Below are 24,412 nucleotides of genomic sequence, written 5' to 3'. Positions count from 1 at the left end.
TGGCGCGCAGATGCGCCAGCAGCGCCGCCTCATGCCCGGCCAGCACCGCCTTGCGCCGCGCGCCACCACGCGCCGAAGCGGTGGTCGCCCCCGTCGCCGCACGGCGCGCCAGCGCCTTGTAGATGTAGGAGATGCTCACCCGGAACAGCGGCGCCACCTCGCGCACGCGCAGTCCACCGTCCACCGCCGCCAACACGCGCTCACGCAGATCCTGCGAATATGCCTGGCCAGATCGCCATGTCATCGCTGCCTCCGGTTTCAGCTCCGGAGACCGATGAATCACACATCAGCGCCGTGCCGGAATCCCCGATCGCGATTCCGGTCGATGTGAAATGGCTCTAGACAGAAACTGACACGCGGGCTCTGGCGCACCATCGGCATGCCGACCTCGCCACCAGCCACACCACAGTGCCACAGTTTCGTTCACGGCGGGTCGGGACCGCCGGTGGCTAACTGATACGCGCGGCATTTCATGCCATTCGTATCGCGCAGGCCGGGTCGGCGGGCGGCGGCGTGCCGAAACAAAGGCATACCAGCGGCCGCGCCGCCGTCTCACGGGTCGGAAACAGCGGCCGCTGGTATGATACGGTCGGCATGAGATGCCGACCGTATCGCGCGCAGGGTTGGCGTGGCGGCTGCGCGCCAAAGCAAGGCCATACCAGCGGCCGCACCGGCTTCTCAGAAGTCGAAATCAGCGGCCGCTGGTATGAGAAAGGCGCGGATCGCGCGCGCCGTCGCCTCAGGGGCCTCCTCCATCGGCGCATGGCCGATGCCGGGCAGCACCACGCTGCGCGCATCGGGCAGGGCGCGCAGGTAATCCGCCGCATGGGCGGCGGGCACCATCGCGTCCTTCTCCCCCCAGAGCAGCAGGGTGGGGGCGGCGATCCGCGCGAGGAAGGGCTCGGGCGGGACCAGGATGTGCTGCCCCATCCGCGCGAGGATGGCGCGCCGCACCCCGGGGGCGGTGAGCATGGCGTGGTAGCGCTCCACCCGCGCCTCGGTCAGCGCCGCCGGGTCGGCATAGGCCGGGGCCATGCCGGCCCGGACGAGGAATCGCGGCAAGGTGTAGGGCAGCAGCCGCATCAGCGGGGCGAGGCGCGGCGGCTTTCCGTAGTCGAGCCCCGGCGAGGCGAAGCCGTCCGGCGCCATCAGCACCAGCCGCTCGACCCGGTCCGGGTGTTCGGCGGCGAAGCGCCAGGCGATGCGCCCGCCCATGGAGCTGCCCACCACATGCGCGCGCGCCACGCCCAGCGCATCGAGCAGCGCGGCCAGCACCTCGCCCGCGCGGGTGTCGGAGTAATCGCCCGTGGAATCGGGGCCGGTGAGGCCGAAGCCCGGCAGATCGAGCCGGATCGTGCGGAACCCGTCCTCCAGCGCGGCGGCCACCTCCTCCCATGTGTGCAGGGAGCTGCCGAAACCGTGCAGGAACAGGATGGCCGGCGCGCCGCGCGGGCCGGTGTCGCGCAGATGCAGCCGCAGCCCCGCCGCCTCGACGAAGCGCGAGGGCGGGGCGGCCCAGCGCGCCTCCAGCGCCGGCCGGGGCGCATCGGGCGTGTGCAGCCACCAGGCTGCGGCGAGCAGCGCGAGGAGGAGGAGGGCGAGGCGGCGGTCAGCATGCGAGGGATCATGGCAGCGAGGCGGAAGGGCTGCGGCCGGCGCTCACGCCGCCGCGCGCAGCCAGGCGAGCAGCGGCTCCACCACCGGGGAGCGGCCGGCGGCGTCGCCGAACAGGCACATCTCCGCGACGCCGAGAGGCGGCAGCCCCTCCAGCTCCACCAGCCCCTCGGGCAGGCCGCGGCGGCCCATGACGGTGACCGCAAGCCCCGCCTCGGCCGCCGCCGTGATGCCCTGCAGGCTGGGCGAGGTGCAGACCACCTCCGCCGCGATCCCGGCGCGCGCCAGGGCGGTCAAGGCCCTTTCGCGGAACAGGCAGCCCTGCGGCAGCATGGCGAGCGGCAGGGGCCGCCCCTGCGGCGGGGCGAAACCGGGGGCGGCGGCCCAGACCACCGCCTCGGTGAAGATCACCCGCCCCTCCGTCTCGCCGTCGCGCCGCTTGCCGAGGACGAGATCGAGCTCCTCCCGCGCCAGGGCGGCGCGCAGCTCGTGCGAGCGGCCCACCTGCACCTCCAGCCGCAGCGCGGGCCAGGTGCGGGCGAGCCGCGCGAGCGCGGGGGCGAGGTGGCGGGGCACGAAATGGTCCGCGACGCCGAGGCGCAGCCGCCCCTCCACGGGCGGGCTGACGAAGCGGCGCACCGCCTCCTCGTTCAGCGCCAGCATGCGCCGGGCATAGGCGAGCAGCGTCTCGCCCTCGGCCGTCAGCGCCACCCCCTTCGCGCCGCGGCGGAAGACGGGCTTGCCCAGCAGCTCCTCCAGCCGCTTCACCTTGAGGCTGACGGCGGACTGGGTGAGGCCGAGCGCCTGGCCGGCCGCCGTGAAGCCGCCCCGCTCGGCCACCGTGACGAAGCCGCGCAGCAGGTCGAGGTCGAGGTCGGGCACGCGCATGGGGGCCTGATTCGCGCAGCGGCCCGCAAAAGAAAAGGGCGGCCGGGGCCGCCCTTTCCCGTCGATCCCGCGCGAGGGGATCAGAACTCGTCGTCGTAGCCGCCGCCGGCGTCGTCATAGCCGCCGGAGGCGTCGTCGCCGCTGTCATAGCCGCCCGTGGCGTCCGCCCCGCCCCAGCCGGAGGGCTGGGCCGCAGCGCCCGGATCCGTCCAGGGCGAGGAGGCGGGCACCGCCTCCTGGCCGAAGGCGCCGCCGCCCGTAGCCGCCTGGGCCGCGCCGCCGCCGCTGAAGGCGTTCATCAGCAGATTGCCGAGGATGATGCCGCCCGCCACGCCGGCCGCGGTCATCGCCGCGGTGCCCAGGAAGCCCGGGCCCTGGCGGCCGGCCGGCAGCGGGCCGCCCGGGGCCTGCATGGGCGCGGGGCGCGGCGGCATGGGCGCGGGGCGCGAGCCGCCGAAGCCGAAGAAGCCGCGGTTGTTCGCCGCCTCGGCCTGGCGGCGGGCGTTCTCCAGCTCCCACTCCAGCTCCTGGATGCGGTTCTGGGCGGCGACCAGCGCATGCTCCTGCACGAAGGCGGTCTGCGTCAGGCGGAAGCGGGCCTCGGGGTAGCGCTGGAAGAGCTCGGCGATCAGCGCGTCCGCCTCGGGGTCGATGGGCGGGAGCGGCCGGGCCGGCGCGGCCCCCGTCTGCGGCACGCGCCCGCCCCAGGGGCCGGGCGCCGGGGCGGCCTGCTGCACGCCGGCCATGCGCGCGACGAAATCGGTGATGATCCGGCGTTCTTCCTCGGTCATGGGCTCCTTTCCTCCAGAATCCCGTGCGGGCGGGAATCGGCCCCGCCGCTGCGGCGCGACTTGGCGCGGACGGCGGCGGATTTCAAGAAGTTTAGCGATACGTCACACGGCCGTCACGCGATCCGCTCGGGCAGGCCATGCACCCGCCATTCGATGGCCGGGCAGCGGTCCATCACCACCGCCACGCCCTTGGCCCGCGCCCGGGCGGCGGCGGCCTCGTCCACCACGCCGAGCTGCAGCCAGACGGCGCGCGCGCCCAGCGCCACCGCCTCGTCCACCACCGCCCCCGCCTCCTCGGAGCGGCGGAACACGTCCACGAGATCGAGCGGCGCGGCCTCGGCCAGGCGCGCCACCACGCGCCGGCCATGGATCTCCTGCCCCGCCAGGGCGGGGTTCACCGGCGTCACGTCATAGCCGCGCTCGAGCAGGAAGCGCATCACGCCGAAGGAGGGGCGGTCGGGCTTCGCGGAGGCCCCCACCAGCGCGATGCGCCGGGTGGCGAGCAGGATGTCGCGCGGGCTGTCCATGGCGTGGCAGGATTGCGCGGCGCCCGGGCGGGGGCAAGTTGGGGGCATGTGGAACCCGTTCCGGAAGAAGCCGCCCCTCATCCCGATCGTCCGGCTGGAGGGGATGATCGCCCCGCGCGGCGGGCCCTTCGGGGGGCTGAACCTGGCCGCCGTGGCGCCGCTGCTGGAGCGCGCCTTCGCCATGAAGCGCGCGCCGGCGGTGTTCCTCGCCGTCAACTCGCCCGGCGGCTCCCCGGTGCAGTCGGCGCTGATCGCGGGCCGCATCCGGGCCCTGGCGGAGGAGAAGGGCAAGCCCGTCATCGCCTTCTGCGAGGACGCGGCGGCCTCGGGCGGCTACTGGATCGCCTGCGCGGCGGACGAAATCTGGGCCGACCCAGCCAGCCTGCTCGGCTCCATCGGGGTGATCTCCTCCGGCTTCGGCTTCCAGGAGGCGATGGGCCGGATCGGGGTGGAGCGGCGGCTGCGCACGGCGGGCGCCGAGAAGGCGCTGAACGACCCCTTCTCGCCCCAGCGCCCGGAGGATGTCGCGCGGCTCGAGGAGCTGCTGGCCGCGCTGCACGAGGAGTTCAAGGCCTGGGTGCGGGCCCGGCGCGGGGCGCGCCTCGCCGCGCCGGAGGAGGCGCTGTTCTCGGGCCGCGTCTGGACCGGGCGGGCGGCGCTGGAGGCCGGCCTCTGCGACGGGCTGGGCGAGGCGCGGGCGGAGGCGAAGCGCCGTTTCGGCGAGAAGGCGGAGCTGCTGCCCATCGGGCCGCGGAAGCGGCCCTTCCCGCTCTCGCTGCTGCCCGGCGCGCTGGCCTCCCGCGCCGGGGCGGGGCTCGCCGAGGCGGCGCTGACCGCGGCCGAGGAGCGGGCGGCCTGGGCGCGGCTCGGCCTGTAGGGCGGCGGGCGGGGCCTTCCGCCCTGTCCTGGACAGGGCCGGTGGCGCGCCGGCCTGATCAGACCGGCACCTCACCCGGCGGCTTGAGCGTGGCGAGCACGAAGGAGGTGCGCGTCTCCTTCACTCCCGGCAGGCGCAGCAGGCGGCGCGTGGCGAAGGTGCCGAAAGCCTCCATGTCGGGCGCGAGCACCTGCAGCAGATAATCCGTCTCGCCGCTCAGCGTGTAGGCGGCCCGCACCTCGGGCAGGGCGGCCAGCGCCTTGTGGAAGCGCTCGGCCAGCTCCTCGCCATGGCTCTCGAGGCGCACCTGCACGAAGGCCTGCAGGGGAAGGCCGATCCGCGCCGCCGAGACGCGCGCCGTGTAGCCCTCGATCACCCCCGCCTCCTCCAGCCGCTTCACGCGGCGCTGGCAGGGGGTGGGGGAGAGGCCCACCTCCTCGGCCAGCGCCACGATGGAGAGCCGCCCGTCGCGCTGCAGGGCGCGCAGGATGCGCCGGTCCACCGCATCCAGCGCGATCTGAGAGGATTTCGCCATGAAACCGCCTATCCTGAGTGGAATCCCGCGCGGATACCACGGAATCGCGGCGATATCAGCGAAAAACCCCGGGGCGGAGCGTGTAGAAGCCTTCCGGCATCGCCCCGGAGGAAGACGCCCATGGACATCCCGCCCGACCGCACGGACATCGCCGGCCGCATCTGCGAGGCCAACCCGATGGGCACGGACGGCTTCGAGTTCGTGGAGTTCACGGGCCCCGATGTGGAGCATCTGCGCGCCGTCTTCGCGCGCATGGGCTTCGCCATGGTGGCGCGCCACCGCAGCAAGGACGTGACGCTCTGGCGCCAGGGCGAGGTGAACTTCATCCTCAACGCCGAGCCCGCGAGCTTCGCCCAGGCCTTCGCGCGCGTGCACGGGCCCTCGGCCTGCGCCATGGCCTTCCGCGTGGCGGACGCCGCGGCCGCCTTCGAGCGCGCGGTGATGCTGGGCGCCAAGCCCTTCCACGGGCGCGTGGGCCCGATGGAGCTGAACATCCCCGCCATCGAGGGCATCGGCGGCTCGCTGATCTATTTCGTGGACCGCTACGGGCCCAAGGGCTCGATCTACGACGTGGACTTCCGCTTCCTCGATGGCGTGGACCCGCACCCCGCGGGCCATGGGCTGACGGTGATCGACCACCTGACCCACAACGTCCATCGCGGCCGCATGGAGGCCTGGGCGGGCTTCTACGAGCGCCTCTTCAACTTCCGCGAGATCCGCTACTTCGACATCGAGGGCAAGCTCACCGGCCTCAAGTCCAAGGCGATGACCTCGCCCTGCGGGCAGATCCGCATCCCGATCAACGAGAGCGCGGACGACAAGTCGCAGATCGAGGAGTATCTGCGCGCCTACAACGGCGAGGGCATCCAGCACATCGCCATGGCCACGACGGACATCCACGCGAGCGTGGAAGGCCTGCGCGCCGAGGGCGTGCGCTTCCTCGACACGCCCGACACCTACTACGAGCTGCTGCCGCAGCGCCTGCCCGACACGGGCGAGGATCTCGCGCGGCTCCAGCGGAACCGCATCCTGATGGACGGCTCGCCCTCCGGCGGGCGGCTGCTGCAGATCTTCACCGAGACGGTGATCGGGCCGATCTTCTTCGAACTCATCCAGCGCAAGGGCGACCAGGGCTTCGGCGAGGGCAATTTCCGCGCGCTCTTCGAGTCCATCGAGCTCGACCAGGTGCGTCGCGGCGTCCTGAAGCCGGCGGCCGAGTAGGCCGGCGGCGGAAGACGCGCCGCGCCCGGGAGAGGGCGGCGTCCTGAAGCCGGCGGCCGAGTAGGCCGGCGGCGGAAGACGCGCCGCGCCCGGGAGAGGGCGGCGTGCTCACCCCCGCCGCCGAGTAAGGCAGGCCTGCCCATCGGCGCGGCAGGCCAGGCCGCGCCTCGCCCCGCCCCCGGCGCGCCCCCCTTGCGGGCGGGCGCATGACGGCGCATGGCAGCGGCCATGACTTGGTCCTTGCTGGCGCGTGACGATCGGACGGGCGAGCTGGGCGTGGCGGTGGCCACGCGCTTCTTCGCCGTGGGCGCGCTCTGCCCGCGCGTGGAGGGCGGCGTGGCGGCGCTGGCCACCCAGGCGCTGGTGAACCCCATGCTCGGCCTGCGCGGCATGGAGCGGCTGCGGGCCGGCGCGGCGCCGCAGGAGGTGCTCGCGGCGCTGCTGGCCGAGGACGCCGGGCGCGAGAGCCGCCAGTTCCACATCCTCGACGCCCGGGGCCGCATCGCGCAGCACACGGGGCGCGACTGCGTGGGCTGGTGCGGCGCGCTCGCCGCGCCCGGCCTCTCCCTCGCGGGCAACATGCTCGCCGGCCCCGCGGTGCTGGAGGCGACGCGCGCGGCCTTCCTCGTCGCGCCCGACCTGCCGATGGCCGAGCGGCTGCTGCACGCGATGGAGGCCGGCCAGGCGGCGGGCGGCGACGCGCGCGGGCGCCAGGCGGCCGCGCTGATGGTCGCAAGCCGCGACCCCTACCCGGACCTCGACCTGCGCGTGGACGACCACGCCGACCCGCTGGCCGAGCTGCGCCGGCTGCTCGGCGTGGCGCGCGAGCGCTTCGTCCATTTCCGCCGCTTCCTGCCGGGCGCGGATCATCCAGGCGTGTTCGACCGCGCGGTGATCAACGCGGCCATCGCCGAGGCGACGCGATGACGGCGCTTTCGGTCGAGGATCTCTCCATCTCCTTCCGCACCGACCGCGGCCTGCTGCGCGCGGTGGAGGGGCTCTCCTTCTCCGTGCAGCCGGGCCGGACGCTCGCGATCGTGGGCGAGAGCGGCTGCGGCAAATCCGCCACCTCGCTCGCCATCATGGGGCTGCTCGCGCCCAACGCGGAGGTGGCCGGACGCATGACGCTCGCCGGCGCGCCGCTCACGCCCGAGCGCCAGCGCCGCGCGCGCGGGGCCGAGATGGCGATGATCTTCCAGGAGCCGATGACGAGCCTCAACCCCGCCTTCACCGCGGGCGAGCAGGTGGCCGAGGCGCTGCGCCTGCACGAGGGGCTCGATTCCGCCGCCGCCATGCGCCGCGCCGTGGAGATGCTGGAGCGCGTGCGCATCCCCGAGGCGGCGCGCCGCGCGCGGCAGTATCCGCACCAGCTCTCGGGCGGGATGCGCCAGCGGGTGATGATCGCCATCGCGCTGGCCTGCCGGCCGAAGCTGCTGATCGCCGACGAACCCACCACCGCGCTGGACGTGACGGTGCAGGCGCAGATCCTCGCCCTGCTCGACGAGCTGAAGCGCGAGACGGGCACGGCCGTGATCCTGGTGACGCACGACCTCGGCGTGGTGATGGACCATGCGGAGGAGGTGCTGGTGATGTACGCCGGCCGGGCGGTGGAGGCGGCGCCGGCCGCGGCGCTCTTCGCGCGGCCCGAGCATCCTTACACCATCGGGCTGCTCGGCGCCGCGCCGCGGCTCGATGCGCGGCGGCCGCGCCTTGCCTCCATCGCCGGCACGGTGCCCGATCTGCGCGCGCCGCCGCCGGGCTGCCGCTTCGCCCCGCGCTGCCCCTTCGCCATCGCCGCCTGCGGCCGGACGCCGGAGTTCGCGGAGGTGGCGCCCGGCCACCGCACGGCCTGCCACCGCGCGCCGCTCGACCAGGTGCTCGCCGCATGAGCGCGTCCGATCGCCAGAGGGCGGAGCCGCAGGAGGCGGCGAGCACCGGCGGCGTGAATCGGCCGCGCAACACTGTTCCGATCCTGGAGGCCGATGACCTTGTGAAGCACTTCCCCATCCGCAACGCGCTCGGGCGGCGGGTGGGGGCGGTGCGCGCGGTGGATGGCGTCTCGCTCTCGGTGGCGCGCGGCGAGACGCTCGCCATCGTCGGCGAGAGCGGCTGCGGCAAATCCACCCTCGGGCGGCTGCTGCTGCGCCTGATCGAGCCCGATTCCGGCGCGCTGCGCTTCGAGGGCGAGGATCTGCGCGCCCTTGCCCCGGCCGCGCTGCGCGCGCGCCGGCGCGCCATGCAGCTCGTCTTCCAGGACCCCTTCGCGAGCCTCGATCCGCGCATGACGGTGGAGGCCGCGATCATGGAGCCGCTGAAGCTCCACGGCCTGCACCGCGGGCGGGAGCGCGCGCGGGTGGCGGAGCTGCTGGCGCGCGTCGGGCTGCGGCCGGAGCTGGCGCGGCGCTGGCCGCACGAGTTCTCCGGCGGGCAGCGCCAGCGCATCGCCATCGCCCGCGCGCTGGCCTCCGAGCCGCGGCTCGTCATCGGCGACGAGCCGGTGAGCGCGCTCGACGTGAGCGTGCAGGCGCAGGTGGTGAACCTGCTGAAAGGCCTGATCGAAGAGCTGGGGCTGACCTTCATCCTCATCAGCCACGACCTCGGCGTGGTGCGCCAGATCGCGGACCGCGTGGCGGTGATGTATCTCGGCCGCATCGTGGAGGAGGGGCCGGCGGAGGCGATCTTCCGCGCCCCGCGCCATCCCTACACGCGCGCGCTGCTCGCCGCCGTGCCGGGCCAGGGCGGCAAGGTGCAGGTGCTGGAGGGCGATGTGCCCTCGCCCGTGAACCCGCCGCCCGGCTGCCGCTTCCACACGCGCTGCCCGCACGCCGAGCCGCGCTGCCGGGCCGAGGCGCCGACGCTCGGCGCCGGCGGCCCCGGCCATTTCGCCGCCTGCCACCTCCAGGACGCGCTGCCGCCCGCGCCGCCGCTGTCCGAGCGCGCGCCGGATGCGCGCCTCGAACGCCTGCAAGCCTTCTTCACCCGGGAGACCGCCGCATGATCCGCCGCACCCTGCTCGCCGCCTGCGCCGCGCTCGGCCTCGTCGGCGCCACCGCCGCCGAGGCGCAGGCGCAGAACCTGCGCATCGGCCTGCGCGAGGACCCCGACATCCTCGACCCCACCCTCGCGCGCACCTTCGTGGGCCGCATCGTCTTCGCCGCGATCTGCGACAAGCTGTTCGACATCAACGAGCGGCTGGAGATCGTCCCGCAGCTCGCCGAATCGCACCGCTGGGAGGATCCGCGCACGCTGCTCGTCACCATCCGGCCCAATGTGCGCTTCCACGACGGGAACGTGATGGACGCCGAGGCGGTGCGCTACAGCCTCGACCGCCACCTGAACATGCAGGGCAGCTTCCGCCGCGGCGAGATCGGCGCGATGGAGAGCGTGGAGGTGGTGGACCCGCGCACGGTGCGCATCCGCCTGCGCGCGCCCTCGGCCGCCTTCCTCTCGCAGCTCACCGACCGCGCGGGGATGATCGTGAGCCCCGCGGCGGCCGAGGCCCTGGGCCGCAACTTCGGCACGCGCCCCGTCTGCACCGGGCCCTTCCGCTTCGTGGAGCGCGTCGCGCAGGACCGCATCGTGGTGGAGCGCTTCCCCGAGTACTGGAACGCCTCGGCCATCCACCTGCAGCGCATCACCTATCTGCCCATCCCGGACAGCACGGTGCGGCTCGCCAACCTGCAGTCCGGCGCGCTGGAGATGGTGCAGACCATCGACCCCGACGACGTGCCGGCCGTGCGGCGCAACAACCGCCTGCGCATCTCCGTCAGCGACGAGCTGGGCTACCAGTCCATCACCTACAACATCGGCAACGGGCCGCGCGCGCAGACGCCGATGGGCCAGGACGCGCGGGTGCGCGCGGCCTTCGAGCTGGCCATCGACCGCGAGGCCATCAACCGCGTGGTCTATGAGGGGATGTATGTGCCGACGGCGCAGCCCGTCGCGCCCGGCAGCCCCTTCCACATCCGCGACTTCCGCCCCGAGCCGCGCAACCTCGAGCGCGCGCGCGCCCTGCTGCGCGAGGCGGGTGTCGCCACGCCGCTCCGGGTGGAGATGACCATCCCCAACAACCCCGATCTGCGCCAGGTGGGCGAGGTGATCCAGGCCATGGTGCGCGAGGCGGGCTTCGACCTGCGCCTCAACGCCATGGAGTTCGCGAGCTCGCTGCAGGCCGCCCAGCGCGGCGATTTCGAGACCTATCTGGTCGCCTGGTCGGGCCGCGCCGATCCGGACGGCAACACGCACAGCTTCATGCACTCGCGCGGGCCGCAGAACGACGGGCGATACAGCAACCCGGAGGTGGACCGGCTGCTGGACGCCGCGCGCCTCGAGCTCGACCCGGAGAAGCGCCGCGACCTCTACGCGCAGATCTGGCAGATCGCCATCCGGCAGGACCGTTCGCGCATCTACCTCTGGCACCGCAAGAACATCGTGGCGCACAGCGCGCGCCTCTCGGGCTTCGTGAACATCCCCGACGGGCTGATCCGCCCGCAGGGGCTGCGGCTGAACTGAGGTGGCGGGCTTCCTCCTGCGGCGCGTGGGGCAGGTCATCCCCACGCTGCTGATCATCTCCGTGCTGGTGTTCGGCCTGCAGCAGCTCATGCCGGGCGACCCCGCCCTCATCCTCGCCGGGGAGGAGCGGGGCGACCCGGAGGTGCTGGCGCAAATCCGCGCGGAGCTGATGCTCGACCGGCCGCTGGCGGAGCAGTATCTCCACTGGCTCGGCCGCGTCGTGCAGGGGGATTTCGGCTTCTCCTGGCGCATCCGCCTGCCGGTGGGCGAGCTGATCCTCGACAAGCTGCCCGTCACCTTCCAGCTCGCCTCGATGAGCTTCGTCATCGGCGTGCTCATCGGCGTGCCCGCGGGCGTGCTGAGCGCGGTGTGGAAGGACCGGCCGGCGGACTGGGCGATCAACGCGGTGGCGCTGTTCGGCATCTCCACGCCGAATTTCTGGCTCGGCATCATGCTGATCCTGCTGTTCAGCGTGCAGCTCGGCTGGCTGCCGCCCTCGGGCTACGTCCCGCTCTGGGAGGATCCCTGGCAGAGCCTCGCCACCACGCTGATGCCCGCCTTCGTGCTGGGAACGGGTGTGGCGTCGGTGCTGATGCGCCACACCCGCGCGGCCATGCTGGGCGCGCTCGCGCAGGACTATGTGCGCACCGCCCGCGCCAAGGGGCTGAGCGAGCGTGTGGTGGTGGCGAAGCACGCGCTGCGCAACGCGCTGATCCCGGTGGTGACGCTCGGCACCATCGAGTTCGGCCGGCTTCTCGCCGGTGCGGTGCTGACGGAGCAGATCTTCACCATCCCGGGCTTCGGCAAGCTGGTGGTGGATGCGGTGTTCAACCGCGACTACCCGGTGGTGCAGGGCGTCGTGCTTGCCACCGCGCTGATCTTCGTGCTGCTGAGCCTGATCGCTGACATCCTCTACATGCTGGTCAACCCGCGGCTGCGCACGGTGTCGGCATGAGCGCGGCGGTGGAGGGCCGGCCTGCCGTCGAGAGCGGCGAGAGCCCGGCGCGCCGCGCGCTGCGCCGCTTCCGGCGGCATCGCCTCGCCATGTTCGGCCTCGTCGTCGTGGTCGTCTTCGTGCTGGCGGCGATCCTGGCGCCCTGGATCGCGCCCTTCGATCCCCTGGAGACGAGCTGGAGCCGCATCCGCCAGGCGCCCTCCTGGGCGCACCCCTTCGGCACGGACGAGAACGGGCGCGACGTGCTCTCGCGCGTGCTGTTCGGCGCGCGCGCCTCGCTGATGGCCGGCGTGATCGCGGTGGGCGGGGCGGTGCTGATCGGCGTGCCGATCGGGCTGCTCGCGGGCCTCGCGCGCGGCTGGGTGGATGTGGTGATCAGCCGCATCGCCGATGCGATGCTCTCCATCCCCTTCCTCATCCTCGCCATCGCGCTCGCCGCCTTCCTCGGACCAGCGCTGGAGAACGCGATGCTCGCCATCGCCATCAGCGCCTCGCCCATCTTCGTGCGGCTGGCGCGCGGCATGGCGCTGGAGGCGTCGAGCACCGACTGGTTCGAGGCCGCGCGCAGCCTCGGCAGCCCGCCCTGGCGCACGGCGGCCGTGCATGTGCTGCCCAACGCCCTGCCGCCGCTGCTGGTGCAGGCGACGCTCGCCATCGCCGAGGCGATCATCGCCGAGGCCTCGCTCTCCTTCCTCGGCCTCGGGCAGCAGCCGCCCAACCCCTCCTGGGGCTCCATGCTCAACAGCGCGCAGCGCTTCATCGAGAACGCGCCCTGGCTCGCCATCTTCCCGGGGCTCGCGATCTTCCTCGTGGTGCTCGCCTTCAACCTTCTGGGCGACGGGCTGCGCGACGCGCTGGATCCGCGCGCGCAGGATCGCTGATACGGTCGGCATGAGATGCCGACCGTATCGCGCGCAGGGTTGACGGGCCCCCATCGAAGCTTTGCGTCGATGGGATCCGGCGTGGCGGCTGCGCGCCAAAGCAAGGCCATACCAGCGGCCGCACCGACTCTTCAGGAGTCGAAATCAGCGGCCGCTGGTATGAAGCGTCTCTTGCGCGCGGGCCGCGCTGCCCCGCATGGTGCGCGCGCAACGGCAGGGCAGGGCGGGCATGCACGGCGCTACGGGCGACAAATACGCGCGGCTCATCGCGGCGCTGGGCGGCGCGCCGGCCGTGCCCACCGCCGTGGCGCACCCCTGCGACGCGCCCTCGCTGACCGGCGCGGTGGAGGCGGCGCGCGCGGGGCTGATCCGGCCCATCCTCGTCGCCCCCCGCGCGCGGCTCGAGGCCGCGGCGGGCGAGGCGGGGCTCGACCTCGCGCCCTTCGAGCGGGTGGAGAGCGCGCACAGCCACGATTCGGCCGAGAAGGCCGTGGCCCTGGTGCGCGAGGGGCGCGCCGAGATGCTCATGAAGGGCTCGCTGCACACCGATGAGCTGCTGGCCGAGGTGGTGAAGCGCGAGACGGGGCTGCGCACCGCCCGCCGCCTCAGCCACTGCTTCCTGATGGACGTGCCGCACCGCGCGCAGCTGCTCATCATCACCGACGCCGCCATCAACATCTTCCCCACGCTGGAGGAGAAGGCGGACATCGTGCAGAACGCCATCGAGCTCGCGCAGGCCCTGGGCATCGCGGAGCCGCGCGTCGCCATCCTCTCGGCGATGGAGACGGTGAACCCGAAGCTGCCCTCCACCATCGAGGCGGCGGCGCTGTGCAAGATGCTCGATCGCGGGCAGATCCGCGGCGGGCTGCTCGACGGGCCGCTCGCCCTCGACAACGCGATCGACCCGGAGGCCGCGCGCATCAAGGGCATTGGCGGGCCCGTGGCCGGCCGCGCCGACATCCTGGTGGCGCCGGATCTGGAGGCCGGCAACATGCTGGCCAAGAGCCTCACCTTCCTCGCGGGGGCGGAGGCGGCGGGGGTGGTGCTCGGCGCGCGCGTGCCCATCGTGCTGACGAGCCGCGCGGACTCCGTGCGCACGCGCCTCGCCTCGGCGGCGGTGGCGGCGCTGGTCGCGCAGCGGCGGCGGCAGGCGGCCCCGGTGGCGGGCTGAGCCGGCGGATGGAAGGCGCGGCCCCGCGCCACCAGCGGGCCGAGGGCGCGGCGCTGCTGCATGTCTCGCCCGGGGGCATCGCCCGGCTGCACCAGAAGGCGCCGCTGCGCCTGCTCTTCCCCACCCCCGAGCCCGGCGAGCCGCTGCAGGCCGCGCTGGTGAACACGGCGGGCGGCCTCGCCGGCGGCGATGCGGTGCAGACGGAGATCGCGCTCGCGCCCGGCGCCGCGGCGCTGGTGACGACGCCAGCCGCCGAGAAGCTCTACCGCAGCCTCGGCCCTCCCGTGCGCGTGGCGACCCGCCTCGATGTCGCCGCGGGCGCGGTGCTGGAATGGCTGCCGCAGGAGGCCATCCTGTTCGACGGCGCGGTGCTGGAACGCCGCGCGCAGGCGCGCGTCGCGCCGGGCGGGACGCTGCTCGCCGCGGAATCCCTCGTGTTCGGCCGCATCGCGCGCGGCGAGGCCTGGCGGCGCGGGCGGGTGTTCGATTCCTGGCGGCTGCATCTCGGGGCGCGGCTCGCCTGGGCCGACGCCTTCGGCTGCGAGGCCGCCGCCCGCGACGCGCCCTTCGGCCTCGCGGGCGCGGAGGCGCTGGGCCTCGTGCTGCTCGCCGCCGAGGATGCCGCGCGCCACCGCGACCTCGCACGGGATCTCGCGGAGGGCGCGGCCACGCTGCCCTGCCCGGGGCTGCTGCTGCTGCGTTTCCTCGGCGATGCCCGGGCGGTGCGCGCGGCCATCGCCCGGGCCGTGCCCGCCCTGCGCGCGGCCGCGCTCAATCGCCCCGCGCGGCTGCCGAGATTGTGGACGTGCTGAGCACGCCCGCGCCATGATGCCCCCATGCACCTGACCCCGCGCGAGAAGGACAAGCTGCTCATCGCCATGGCCGCGCAGGTGGCGCGGCGGCGGCTGGAGCGCGGCGTGAAGCTCAACCACCCCGAGGCGGTGGCGCTGATCACGGATTTCGTCGTCGAGGGCGCGCGCGACGGGCGCAGCGTCGCCGAGCTCATGGCCGCGGGCGGCGAGGTGCTGCGGCGCGACCAGGTGATGGAAGGTGTGGCCGAGATGATCCACGACATCCAGGTGGAGGCGACCTTCCCCGACGGCACCAAGCTCGTCACCGTCCACAACCCCATCCGGTGAAGGAGGCCGCGCGATGATCCCGGGCGAGGTGATCTGCGCCGCGGGCGAGATCGAGCTCAACGCCGGCCAGCCGGTGACGGAGCTCGATGTCGCCAACACCGGCGACAGGCCCATCCAGGTGGGCAGCCACTACCACTTCTTCGAGACGAACCCCGCGCTGGCCTTCGACCGCGCCGCCGCGCGCGGCCAGCGGCTCGACATCCCGGCCGGCACGGCGGTGCGCTTCGAGCCGGGGCAGAGCCGGCGCGTGCGCCTCGTGCCGCTGCGCGGCGCGCGGGTGGTGCACGGCTTCCGCGGCGAGGTGGAGGGGAAGCTGTAAATGGCGCACCGCCTCTCCCGCCCCGCCTATGCGGGCATGTACGGCCCGACGGCGGGCGACCGGGTGCGCCTCGCGGACACCGAGCTCTTCATCGAGGTGGAGAAGGACTTCACCACCTATGGCGAGGAGGTGAAGTTCGGCGGCGGCAAGGTGATCCGCGACGGCATGGGGCAATCCCAGGCCACGCGCGCCCAGGGTGCGGCGGACACGGTGATCACCAACGCCCTCATCCTCGACCACTGGGGCGTGGTGAAGGCCGATGTGGCCCTGCGCGACGGGCGCATCGCCGCCATCGGCAAGGCCGGCAACCCCGACACCCAGCCGGGTGTGACCATCGTGATCGGCCCGGGCACGGAGATCATCGCGGGCGAGGGGAAGATCCTCACCGCCGGCGGCATCGACGCGCACATCCACTTCATCTGCCCGCAGCAGATCGAGGAGGCGCTGGCCTCCGGCATCACCACCATGTTCGGCGGCGGCACCGGCCCCGCGCACGGCACGCTCGCCACCACCTGCACGCCCGGCCCCTGGCACATCCGCCGCATGCTGCAGGCGGCCGAGGGCTTCCCGATGAATCTCGGCTTCCTCGCCAAGGGCAACGCCGCCAAGCCGGCCGCGCTGGAGGAGCAGATCATCGCGGGGGCGGCGGGCATGAAGCTGCACGAGGACTGGGGCACCACGCCCCAGGCCATCCGCACCTGCCTCGCCGTGGCGGACCGTTTCGACGTGCAGGTGGCCATCCACACCGACACGCTGAACGAAAGCGGCTTCGTGACCGACACCATCGCCGCCTTCGAGGGCCGCACCATCCACGCCTTCCACACCGAGGGCGCGGGCGGCGGCCATGCGCCCGACATCCTGCGCCTGGTGGGCGAGGCGAATGTGCTGCCGAGCTCCACCAACCCCACCATGCCCTACACGGTGAACACGGTGGACGAGCACCTCGACATGCTCATGGTCTGCCATCACCTGGATGCGCGCATCCCGGAGGACGTGGCCTTCGCCGAGAGCCGCATCCGCAAGGAGACCATCGCGGCCGAGGACATCCTGCACGACCTCGGCGCCATCAGCATGATGAGCAGCGACAGCCAGGCGATGGGCCGCGTGGGCGAGGTGATCCTGCGCACCTGGCAGACGGCGCACAAGATGAAGGTGCAACGCGGCCCGCTGCCCGGCGAGACGGGCGCGAACGACAACCTGCGCTGCCGCCGCTACATCGCCAAGTACACCATCAACCCGGCCATCGCGCAGGGGATCGCGGCGCATGTGGGCAGCGTGGAGGTGGGCAAGCTCGCCGATCTCGTGCTCTGGAGCCCGGCCTTCTTCGGCGTGAAGCCCGATCTCGTGCTCAAGGCCGGCATGATCGCCATGGCGCCGATGGGCGACCCCAACGCCTCCATCCCCACGCCGCAGCCCACCCACATGCGGCCCATGTTCGGCGCCTTCGGGCGCGCCATGACGATGGGCAGCGTCACCTTCGTCTCCCAGGCCGCGATCGAGGCGGGGGTGGACCGCTCGCTCGGCCTGATGCGGCCGCTGCTGCCGGTGCGCAACACGCGCGGCGGCATCTCCAAGAAGAACATGGTGCTGAACGACGCCACGCCGCGCATGGAGGTGGACCCCGAGACCTACGAGGTGCGCGCGGACGGCGAGCTGCTGGTCTGCGAGCCCGCCGCGGTGCTGCCCATGGCGCAGCGCTATTTCCTGTTCTGACGGAGGCACCGATGCACGACATGCTGCCGCGCGCCACGCGCATCCGCCCCCCGGGCAGCTTCACCGCCGATGGCGAGGTGCGGCTCGACTTCGACGACCGCTTCCGCCGCCGCAAGCGCTACGAGACGGCCGGCGGCATCCCCTTCCTGCTCGACCTTGCGGAAGCCACGGTGCTGCGCGACGGCGACGGGCTGGAGCTGGAGGACGGCCGCGTGATCCTGGTGCGCGCGGCCGAGGAGCCGCTGCTGGAGGTGCGCGCGAAGGGGCCGGAGCATCTCGTCCGCCTCGCCTGGCACATCGGCAACCGCCATCTTCCGGCCGAGCTTCAGGCGCAGCGCATCCTGATCCGCGAGGACCATGTGATCGAGGCGATGCTGAAGGGCCTCGGCGCCACGCTCGCGCGGGTGCGCGCGCCCTTCAACCCGGAGGGCGGCGCCTATGGCGAGCACAACCACAGCGCCCGGCAGCCGCATCACGACCATGGGCACAGCCATCACCACCACGCTCACGACTGAAGCGCTGCTGCGCCTGCTGGCCTGGACCTCGCCGGCCTATCCCGTCGGCGGCTTCAGCTACAGCCACGGCATCGAGACGGCGGTGGAGGAGGGGCTGCTGCCCGACGCCGCGGCGCTGACCGCCTACATCGCCGCGGTGATCGAGCGCGGGGCGGGGCGGGTGGACGGCGCGCTGCTCGCCGCCGCCCACGCCGCGCCCGACGATGCGGCGCTGGATGCGGTGGCGGAGCTCGCCGCCGCCTGGCGCGGCACGGCCGAGACCGCGCTGGAGGCGACGCAGCAGGGCGGCAGCTTCGCCCTCGTCACCGCCGCCCTGCTGCCCGATCCGCGCTTCGCCGCCTTCGCGCGCCGGCATCGCGGGCGGCTCACCCATGCGGTGGCCTTCGGCGCGGCGGCGGCGATGGCGGGCATCCCGCGGCAGCCCGCGCTGCTGGCCTATCTGCAGGGCTTCGCAGCCAATCTCGTCAGCGCCGGGGTGCGCCTCGTCCCGCTCGGCCAGACGGACGGGCAGCGCGTCACCGCCGCGCTCTGGCCCGTGGTGATCCGCGCGGCCGAGGCGGCGGAGGCCACGCCGCTGGACGAGCTCGCCACCGCCCTGCCGTGCGTGGAGATGCTCTCCATGCGCCACGAAACCCAGTACACGAGGCTGTTCCGCTCATGAGCGATTCCGCGCCCTCCCACGGCCCGCTGCGCGTCGGCGTCGGCGGCCCCGTCGGCTCCGGCAAGACCGCGCTGGTCGAGCGGCTGTGCAAGCTGCTGCGCGCCACGCACGATGTCGCGGCCATCACCAACGACATCTACACGAAGGAGGACGCGGAGTTCCTGACGCGCGCCGGCGCGCTGGAGCCCGCCCGCATCATGGGCGTGGAGACGGGCGGCTGCCCGCACACCGCGATCCGCGAGGACGCCTCGATCAACCTCGCGGCGGTGGAGGAGATCACCGCCCGCTTCCCCGCGCTGGAACTGCTCTTCATCGAGAGCGGGGGCGACAACCTGGCGGCCACCTTCAGCCCCGAGCTCGCGGACCTCACGATCTACGTCATCGACGTGAGCGCGGGCGACAAGATTCCGCGCAAGGGCGGCCCCGGCATCACGCGCAGCGACCTGCTGGTGATCAACAAGACCGACCTCGCGCCGCTGGTGGGGGCGGATCTCTCCGTAATGGACCGCGACGCCCGGCGCATGCGCGGCGCGCGCCCCTTCCTGTTCACCAACCTCAAGAAGGACCAGGGCGTTGCCGACATCGCCGATTTCATCCTGGAGCAGGGCGGGCTGCGCCCCCGCTGATCAGAACAGGAGCTGATCGAGCGTCCGCACGCCCGAGAAGTTCGCGATGATGATCCCGCCGGTGAAGTTCAGCCAGGTGGTGGTGATGATGGCCGCCCCCGCATTGTCGGCGATGATGAGCTGCCCGGCGGCGAGGCCGGTGAAGACGAGCATGTCGAAACCGGCCGCCCCGGCCTCGCTGAAATCGTCGATATAGTCCCATACGCCGGCGGCGAAGTCGCTCGCGTCGAACCAGAACTGGTCGTTGCCGGCGCCGCCGTTCAGGAAGTCCGCGCCGGCATTGCCGCGGAGCTGGTCGTTGCCGGCGCCGCCGTAGATCGAGTCGTTGCCCTCCAGGCCGAGCAGGATGTCGTTGCCGCCCTGGCCGAGCAGCACATTCGCATCCCCATCCCCGAGCAGGATGTCGTCGAAGGGCGAGCCGACCAGCCCCTCGATGCCGATCAGCGTGTCGCCCTGCGCCTGGCCCGCGAAGCCCGTGCGCTGGCCGAGCCAGACGAAGACGCCCTCGCTCACGCCCGCGCCGTCGTAGCGGGCGTAGTCGAAGCCGGCGCCGCCCTCCAGAAGGTCGAAGCCCGTGCCGCCGTCCAGGAAGTCGTTCCCGTCGCCGCCCACCAGCACATCGTTGCCCGCGCCGCCGAAGAGCGCGTCGTCGCCCTCGGCGCCATGGATCTCGTTCACTCCCGCATCGCCGATCAGCACATCGGCGAAGCGCGTGCCGATCAGGTTCTCGATGGAGGAGAAGCTGTCGCCCGCCGCCGCGCCGCCGGTCGCGCCCGTGCCGAGGTTCACGAACACCGCCGCGCCGGTCTCGATGATGTAGGAGGCCCAGTCGAGCCCCGCCCCGCCGATGAGCTGGTCCGCGCCGCCGCTGCCGATCAGCACGTCGTTGCCGGCGCCGCCCTCCAGGCGGTTGGCCCCGTTGTTGCCGATCAGCACATCGGCGAAGGCGGAGCCGACCAGGTTCTCGATGGAGATCAGCACATCGCCCGCCGCGTCGCCGGAGTGCGCGCCGGTCATCATGTCCACCACCATGCCGGCCGCGGCGTCGGCGTAGGAGGCGGCGTCGATGCCCGCCCCGCCATCCAGCCAGTCCGCGCCGGGGCCGCCCATCAGCACGTCGTTCCCGCCGAGGCCGTAGAGCCGGTCGTTGCCGGGCCCGCCGCGCAGCTCATTGGCGAGATCGTGGCCGCTGATCACGTCATCGCCGCTGCCGCCGATGGCGTTCTCGATGAGCGAGGCGGTGTTCCCGCCGAACAGCAGCGCGTTGTACACGGTGCCGTTGGCCCGCTGGCCATTGCCGAGATTGGCCCGCTGCGTGTCGGAGGTGATGCTCCAGGACCCGGGCGCGAGGTCGATCACCACCGCGTTGCTGTAGTTGGACATGTCGTAGGTGTCCACGCCGCCGCCATCCCAGATGGTGAGGAAGACGCGGTTGCCCCCCGGCAGACCCTGGCCCACGCCATTGACGAACATCTGCCCCGTCGTGGGGTCCCACTGATAGACGGTGTTGCCGCTGTTGGTCGTGTAGTCGGCGCCGTACATGGTCTGCAGCGCCAGGATGTCGTACATCATGAAGGTCTGCGGCGCGTCCCACTGGCCGTAGGTGTAGCCGCCGTTGTCGGGCCCGCCGACATAGCTGCGATAGCTCATCACCGTGAACTCGATCGCGTCGCGGCTCGCCGGCACGGCCACATTCGCTGGCCCGCCCGTCTCGTGCGCGTGCTTCAGCCCCAGCGCATGCCCCAGCTCATGGATGTAGGTGTGGTAGGCGTAGTTTCCGAGCACGGGGTTCGCATAGTCGTTCCGCGTTCCCGCATAGGCCGTGCCGTACCAGACATCGCCGCCCTCGCCCCGGGTCGCGTTGCTCGGGTAGTAGGCCCAGGCCGTGGAGGGCAGGGAGGAGACGGCCGAGCGGATGTCGCCCGAGGCGTTCAGCCCGTTGCCCGTGGTCTGGGAGATGGTCGCGCTCACCAGGCTCTCGACGCTGCCATAGGTGCTCACGCTGGTGGTGCCGTTCGCGGTGAAGCCGCCCAGGATCGCGCGCGTCGCCTCCATGCCCTGCAGCGAGAGCGGGGCGAAGCCGCTCAGCGGCTCGCCATTGCCGTAGCCGCTCATGTACTGGCTGGCGAGCTGCGGGAAGCTGAAGGTGATGGTGCCGCTCCATCTCGTCCCGGAGAGGAGCCCGTCGATGAAGGCGTCGCCCGTGGCGCCCTGCGAGACGGAGGTGGCCTCGACGGGGCCGGACCATTCCGGCTCCAGGAGCGAGAGGGACATCCGGCGGGTTCCTCATCCAGGGTGATGCGGCCGAGCATGCGCGATGGCAGTTCGGCGACTCAACCGTGAATAAGTTGAGAAACCCTCAACCGCAGGAGGCGATGGCCGGCTCCAGCCCCTGGCTTTTCGCGGCGGGATGCCCCGGGTTGCGGAAGCGCAGCTCTCCTTCCGGGGCCGCATCGGGCAGGCCCAGCAGCTCCTGCCGGGTCGTGCAGGTGGCGGCCACCACGGGCTTCGCCGCCGGTTCGGTGAGGAAGCGCCGCACCACGCCCTCGAGCTCCAGCGTCTCGCGCAGGCTGCGCCACTCGGCGGCGTCGAGATCGTCGAGGAAGAGCGCGAGGATGCCGGGGTGGCGGCCCGTCAGGCGCTGGGTCGCCGCCTGCGCGAGGCGGCGGCGCGCCGCTTCGGCGATCTCGTTCTCGCGGCCCGCGCGCGCGGCCATCACCATGACCGAGCCGCTCGCCGGATCGGCGGTGACGGCGAGATGCGCCTCGACGCCGAAGGCCTCGCGCAGGCGCTGCGGCAGGGCGCGCTGCGGGTCGCCCGCCGCCTGGGCGCCGGCCAGCACCAGCGGATCGAGCTTCAGCACGGCGTCCGCGCTCGAGTCCTGCCGCTTCTCGGCGGCGAGCATGGCCGAGATGCGGGCGTGCAGCGCGGGCAGGCGGTTCTTCTCGCTCACATCCTCGGGCAGGGTCATCTTCAGGATGTAGCGGCCGGGATGGGCGGCGAGCCAGGTCTGCAGCTCGGGATTCACGCGGTCCACCAGGCTGGCCCAGTCGCCCTTGTGCATGGGGCGCCCCTCCTCGGCGGAGAGCGTCTCGCAGCACACTTCGGCCAGCGCGCCCTCGCGCCGCACGAGCAGATCATAGGAGGTGCCGTGCAGCAGCCCGTCATGCCGCACCTCGAAGCCGCGGGCGCGGAACAGGGCCGCGGTGCGCAGCAGGTGGAAGAGCGGGATCAGCGTGCCCTCGCCCTCCAGCCCCCGGGCGATCAGCGCCTGCAGCCGCGCGCGCGGGCCGGGCTCCAGCCGCGCAGCGAGCTGCGTGGCCTCGCGCACGAAGGCCAGCACGCGCCGCTCGGGCCGCCCGGCCTTGGCCAGAAGCGCGGGGTTGTTCAGCCGGTCCAGCACCAGTTCCAGCGCGTGGCGCTGCTGCATAGCGCGCGCAGCGAAGGAGCCCGGGCGCGCCCGCCGCCCGAGATCGGCCACGCGGGCGCGCCATTTCTCCTCGCCCGCCAGGGCGAGGAAGGCGTCGAGCGGGGCGGGATCGGCCTTGGCGTCGGCGACGGGCATGGGCCTCTCGGTCGAAGCGGTTGCAGGCGAAGGGCCCGGCGACGGACCCTCCGACAGAGTTAGCCTTTCATTCCCGACCCCTCAAGTCGGAAAATCGCGCGGCAGCCGGGGCAGGCTGGGCGCGCCGGGGTTCTGCGCGCGATGTCTTAGCACATGGTCGGCGAGCACGCAGGCCATCATCGCCTCGCCGACCGGCACGGCGCGGATGCCCACGCAGGGGTCGTGCCGGCCCCTGGTGCGCAGCTCCACCTCCTCGCCCGCGCGGGTGACGCTGCGGCGCGGCGTGAGGATGGAGCTGGTGGGCTTCACCGCGAAGCGCGCCACGATGGGCTGGCCGGTGGAGATGCCGCCCAGGATGCCGCCCGCGTGGTTGGAGAGGAACTCCACCGTGCCGTCCTGGCGCATGCGCATCTCGTCGGCGTTCTCCTCGCCCGAGAGGGCGGCGGCGGCGAAGCCGTCCCCGATCTCCACGCCCTTCACCGCGTTGATGGACATGAAGGCGGCGGCCAGATCGGCGTCCAGCTTGCCATAGACCGGCGCGCCGAGGCCCACGGGCGCGCCTTCGGCCACCACCTCGATCACGGCGCCGATGCTGCTGCCGGCCTTGCGGATCTCCGCGAGCCGCTCGGCCCAGCGGGCGGCGGCGGCGGCGTCGGGGCACCAGAGCTCGTTGCGCGCGGTCTCGGCCCAGTCCCAGGCGGCGCGGTCCACCGCGTCGGCGCCCAACTGCACCATGGCCCCGCGGATCGTGACGCCATCGCCCAGGATGCGGCGGGCGATGGCGCCGGCGGCGACGCGCATCGCCGTCTCGCGGGCCGAGGCGCGGCCGCCGCCGCGATAATCCCGCAGCCCGTATTTCCACTCATAGGCGATGTCGGCGTGGCCGGGGCGGAAGCTCGCGGCGATCTCCGAATAATCCTTGCTGCGCTGGTCCTGGTTCTCGATCACCAGCGCGATGGGCGTGCCGGTGGTGCGCCCCTCGAAGACGCCCGAGAGGATGCGGACCCGATCCGGCTCCTGCCGCTGCGTCACGAGCTTCGAGGAACCCGGCCGGCGGCGGTCCAGGAAGGGCTGGATCCAGGCCTCGTCCAGCGGCAGGCCGGGCGGGCAGCCATCCACCACGCAGCCGATGGCGGGCCCGTGGCTCTCGCCCCAGGTGGTGACGCGGAAGAGGTGGCCGAAGCTGTTGTGACTCATCGCGCCGGGGGAGGTAGCGCGAAGCGCCGCGCCGCGCCATCTGGCGGGGATGCGCGCCCTGCCGCTCGCCCTGCTGCTGCTGCTGCTCGCGCCGGCCCCGGCCGGGGCGGTGAACGATCTCTGCCGGCTCTATCCGCGCGAGGGCGAGCATGCGGGCTGCGGCGCCTGCGGCGGCCCGGGCTGGCGGCGGCCCGACGGGCAATGCGCGCGCTGGAACGATGTGGGCGCGCCGGACTGCCGCGCCCTGCGCGGCGAGCTGCGCGACCCGGCGCGCTGCAAGGGGCCGATGCGGGAGCGGCCGCGGCGGTGAGCATGGGGCTCTGACCGGGCGGGGCCATCTCGGCGATCGCGACGTGCGCCCGTGACGCCGGCGCGGCCCCGGCGGTGCAGAATGATCTTCGTCGCGACGCGACGACTCGCTAGACCATTTTCACATCATCCGTGGATAACCTGAGTGGGCGAAGTAGTTTGCGCACTCTTTCGGTGTGAAGGCTTCGAGGCTCTGGCCGATGGTGTTCCACAAGGCCTCGATGTCCCTGGGCGCGGCGGCGCGGACGAGGTTCTTGAGCTTGGCGAAGACCTGCTCGATGGGGTTCATGTCGGGCGAATAGGGCGGCAGGTGGCGCAGTTCGGCACCGCGCGCCTCGATGGCGGCGCGCACGCCCGGTGACTTGTGGCATCGCAGATTGTCGCAGATCACTATGT

Annotated in this window: 27 protein-coding genes; 17 read left to right on the top strand and 10 right to left on the bottom strand. The window is 73.0% G+C overall.

The genetic code is table 11. The annotated features are described in order from the left end of the window. The 5 genes from H596_RS0116985 to H596_RS0116965 all read right to left on the bottom strand — a co-directional run. On the bottom strand, positions 1 to 244 hold a 244-nt coding region (locus H596_RS0116985), incomplete at its 3' end, for an IS630 transposase-related protein (RefSeq protein ID WP_245584039.1). Positions 245 to 678: 434 nt separating this feature from the next. Next, positions 679 to 1,431 carry an alpha/beta fold hydrolase gene (locus H596_RS22170; protein ID WP_281168391.1) on the bottom strand — a complete coding sequence of 251 codons (753 nt, stop codon included), beginning with the start codon at positions 1,429 to 1,431 and terminating at the stop codon, positions 679 to 681. 228 nt (positions 1,432 to 1,659) lie between these two features. After that, entirely contained in the window at positions 1,660 to 2,502 is an 843-nt protein-coding gene (locus H596_RS0116975) for a LysR substrate-binding domain-containing protein (protein WP_027285898.1), read from the bottom strand. A gap of 80 nt (positions 2,503 to 2,582) precedes the next feature. Then, complete coding sequence (locus tag H596_RS0116970; protein ID WP_027285897.1) at positions 2,583 to 3,293, bottom strand: DUF2076 domain-containing protein; 711 nt, start codon at positions 3,291 to 3,293, stop codon at positions 2,583 to 2,585. A gap of 113 nt (positions 3,294 to 3,406) precedes the next feature. Next, on the bottom strand, positions 3,407 to 3,820 hold the full coding sequence (locus H596_RS0116965) for a CoA-binding protein (RefSeq protein WP_027285896.1): 414 nt from the start codon (positions 3,818 to 3,820) through the stop codon (positions 3,407 to 3,409). Positions 3,821 to 3,866: 46 nt separating this feature from the next. Between H596_RS0116965 and H596_RS0116960 the strand changes: the two genes are divergently transcribed. Continuing rightward, a complete protein-coding gene (locus H596_RS0116960; protein ID WP_027285895.1) occupies positions 3,867 to 4,697 on the top strand; it encodes a S49 family peptidase in 831 nt (276 codons plus the stop codon). Between the two features lie 58 nt (positions 4,698 to 4,755). On the opposite strand, the gene H596_RS0116955 is transcribed toward H596_RS0116960, so the two are convergent. Continuing rightward, complete coding sequence (locus H596_RS0116955; protein WP_211225313.1) at positions 4,756 to 5,232, bottom strand: Lrp/AsnC family transcriptional regulator; 477 nt, start codon at positions 5,230 to 5,232, stop codon at positions 4,756 to 4,758. Positions 5,233 to 5,352: 120 nt separating this feature from the next. On the opposite strand from H596_RS0116955, the gene hppD reads away from it, so the two are divergent. From hppD to ureG, 15 genes are all read left to right on the top strand, one after another. Next, on the top strand, positions 5,353 to 6,453 hold the full coding sequence (hppD, locus tag H596_RS0116950; protein WP_051213308.1) for a 4-hydroxyphenylpyruvate dioxygenase: 1,101 nt from the start codon (positions 5,353 to 5,355) through the stop codon (positions 6,451 to 6,453). A gap of 240 nt (positions 6,454 to 6,693) precedes the next feature. Continuing rightward, positions 6,694 to 7,380, top strand: coding sequence for a DUF1028 domain-containing protein (locus tag H596_RS0116945; RefSeq protein ID WP_245584048.1), 687 nt, complete (start codon positions 6,694 to 6,696; stop codon positions 7,378 to 7,380). Then, the gene (locus H596_RS0116940) at positions 7,377 to 8,342 is read left to right on the top strand and encodes an ABC transporter ATP-binding protein (RefSeq protein ID WP_027285891.1); all 966 of its coding nucleotides are present in this window, start codon (positions 7,377 to 7,379) and stop codon (positions 8,340 to 8,342) included. Before H596_RS0116945 ends, H596_RS0116940 begins: the two co-directional genes overlap by 4 nt. Next, positions 8,339 to 9,451, top strand: coding sequence for an ABC transporter ATP-binding protein (locus tag H596_RS0116935; protein ID WP_084602943.1), 1,113 nt, complete (start codon positions 8,339 to 8,341; stop codon positions 9,449 to 9,451). The genes H596_RS0116940 and H596_RS0116935 overlap by 4 nt, the downstream gene beginning before the upstream one ends. Continuing rightward, the gene (locus H596_RS0116930; protein WP_037301873.1) at positions 9,448 to 10,965 is read left to right on the top strand and encodes an ABC transporter substrate-binding protein; all 1,518 of its coding nucleotides are present in this window, start codon (positions 9,448 to 9,450) and stop codon (positions 10,963 to 10,965) included. Before H596_RS0116935 ends, H596_RS0116930 begins: the two co-directional genes overlap by 4 nt. Before the next feature lies 1 nt (position 10,966). Next, positions 10,967 to 11,920 (top strand): ABC transporter permease, encoded by a 954-nt coding sequence (locus H596_RS0116925; protein WP_027285888.1) that lies wholly within the window; start codon positions 10,967 to 10,969, stop codon positions 11,918 to 11,920. Continuing rightward, on the top strand, positions 11,917 to 12,801 hold the full coding sequence (locus tag H596_RS0116920; RefSeq protein WP_051213306.1) for an ABC transporter permease: 885 nt from the start codon (positions 11,917 to 11,919) through the stop codon (positions 12,799 to 12,801). The genes H596_RS0116925 and H596_RS0116920 overlap by 4 nt, the downstream gene beginning before the upstream one ends. Before the next feature lie 196 nt (positions 12,802 to 12,997). Beyond that, on the top strand, positions 12,998 to 13,972 hold the full coding sequence (locus H596_RS0116915) for a phosphate acetyltransferase (RefSeq protein ID WP_084602941.1): 975 nt from the start codon (positions 12,998 to 13,000) through the stop codon (positions 13,970 to 13,972). 8 nt (positions 13,973 to 13,980) lie between these two features. Continuing rightward, positions 13,981 to 14,784 (top strand): urease accessory protein UreD, encoded by an 804-nt coding sequence (locus H596_RS22165; RefSeq protein ID WP_051213304.1) that lies wholly within the window; start codon positions 13,981 to 13,983, stop codon positions 14,782 to 14,784. 24 nt (positions 14,785 to 14,808) lie between these two features. Continuing rightward, a complete protein-coding gene (locus tag H596_RS0116905) occupies positions 14,809 to 15,111 on the top strand; it encodes an urease subunit gamma (protein WP_027285885.1) in 303 nt (100 codons plus the stop codon). A 13-nt stretch (positions 15,112 to 15,124) separates the two neighbouring features. Further along, positions 15,125 to 15,430, top strand: coding sequence for an urease subunit beta (locus tag H596_RS0116900; protein ID WP_027285884.1), 306 nt, complete (start codon positions 15,125 to 15,127; stop codon positions 15,428 to 15,430). Beyond that, positions 15,431 to 17,143: an urease subunit alpha gene (gene ureC / locus H596_RS0116895; RefSeq protein ID WP_027285883.1), complete on the top strand. Its 1,713-nt coding sequence runs from the start codon at positions 15,431 to 15,433 to the stop codon at positions 17,141 to 17,143. An 11-nt stretch (positions 17,144 to 17,154) separates the two neighbouring features. After that, positions 17,155 to 17,658, top strand: coding sequence for an urease accessory protein UreE (locus H596_RS0116890; RefSeq protein WP_027285882.1), 504 nt, complete (start codon positions 17,155 to 17,157; stop codon positions 17,656 to 17,658). Further along, complete coding sequence (locus tag H596_RS0116885; RefSeq protein ID WP_037301871.1) at positions 17,624 to 18,319, top strand: urease accessory protein UreF; 696 nt, start codon at positions 17,624 to 17,626, stop codon at positions 18,317 to 18,319. The genes H596_RS0116890 and H596_RS0116885 overlap by 35 nt, the downstream gene beginning before the upstream one ends. Then, the gene (gene ureG, locus H596_RS0116880) at positions 18,316 to 18,945 is read left to right on the top strand and encodes an urease accessory protein UreG (protein ID WP_027285880.1); all 630 of its coding nucleotides are present in this window, start codon (positions 18,316 to 18,318) and stop codon (positions 18,943 to 18,945) included. The genes H596_RS0116885 and ureG overlap by 4 nt, the downstream gene beginning before the upstream one ends. Here the strand turns inward: ureG and H596_RS23090 are convergent, their stop codons facing one another. The 3 genes from H596_RS23090 to aroC form a co-directional block, all read right to left on the bottom strand. Next, positions 18,946 to 21,219 carry a M10 family metallopeptidase gene (locus H596_RS23090; RefSeq protein ID WP_051213302.1) on the bottom strand — a complete coding sequence of 758 codons (2,274 nt, stop codon included), beginning with the start codon at positions 21,217 to 21,219 and terminating at the stop codon, positions 18,946 to 18,948. It abuts the gene before it with no gap. A gap of 85 nt (positions 21,220 to 21,304) precedes the next feature. Continuing rightward, positions 21,305 to 22,510 carry a hypothetical protein gene (locus H596_RS0116870; protein WP_027285879.1) on the bottom strand — a complete coding sequence of 402 codons (1,206 nt, stop codon included), beginning with the start codon at positions 22,508 to 22,510 and terminating at the stop codon, positions 21,305 to 21,307. 81 nt (positions 22,511 to 22,591) lie between these two features. After that, positions 22,592 to 23,707 (bottom strand): chorismate synthase, encoded by a 1,116-nt coding sequence (gene aroC / locus H596_RS0116865; protein ID WP_027285878.1) that lies wholly within the window; start codon positions 23,705 to 23,707, stop codon positions 22,592 to 22,594. A gap of 49 nt (positions 23,708 to 23,756) precedes the next feature. Between aroC and H596_RS0116860 the strand changes: the two genes are divergently transcribed. After that, the gene (locus H596_RS0116860) at positions 23,757 to 24,017 is read left to right on the top strand and encodes a hypothetical protein (RefSeq protein WP_027285877.1); all 261 of its coding nucleotides are present in this window, start codon (positions 23,757 to 23,759) and stop codon (positions 24,015 to 24,017) included. Positions 24,018 to 24,137: 120 nt separating this feature from the next. Here the strand turns inward: H596_RS0116860 and H596_RS0116855 are convergent. After that, positions 24,138 to 24,412, bottom strand: a 275-nt coding sequence (locus tag H596_RS0116855; RefSeq protein WP_027285876.1) for a transposase, incomplete at its 5' end; no start/stop codon positions are given.

Source organism: Rubritepida flocculans DSM 14296, assembly GCF_000425365.1.
Taxonomy (GTDB): domain Bacteria; phylum Pseudomonadota; class Alphaproteobacteria; order Acetobacterales; family Acetobacteraceae; genus Roseococcus; species Roseococcus flocculans.
The sequence above is the reverse complement of the archived record's forward strand: the minus strand, read 5'-3'. Positions and strand labels throughout refer to the sequence as shown.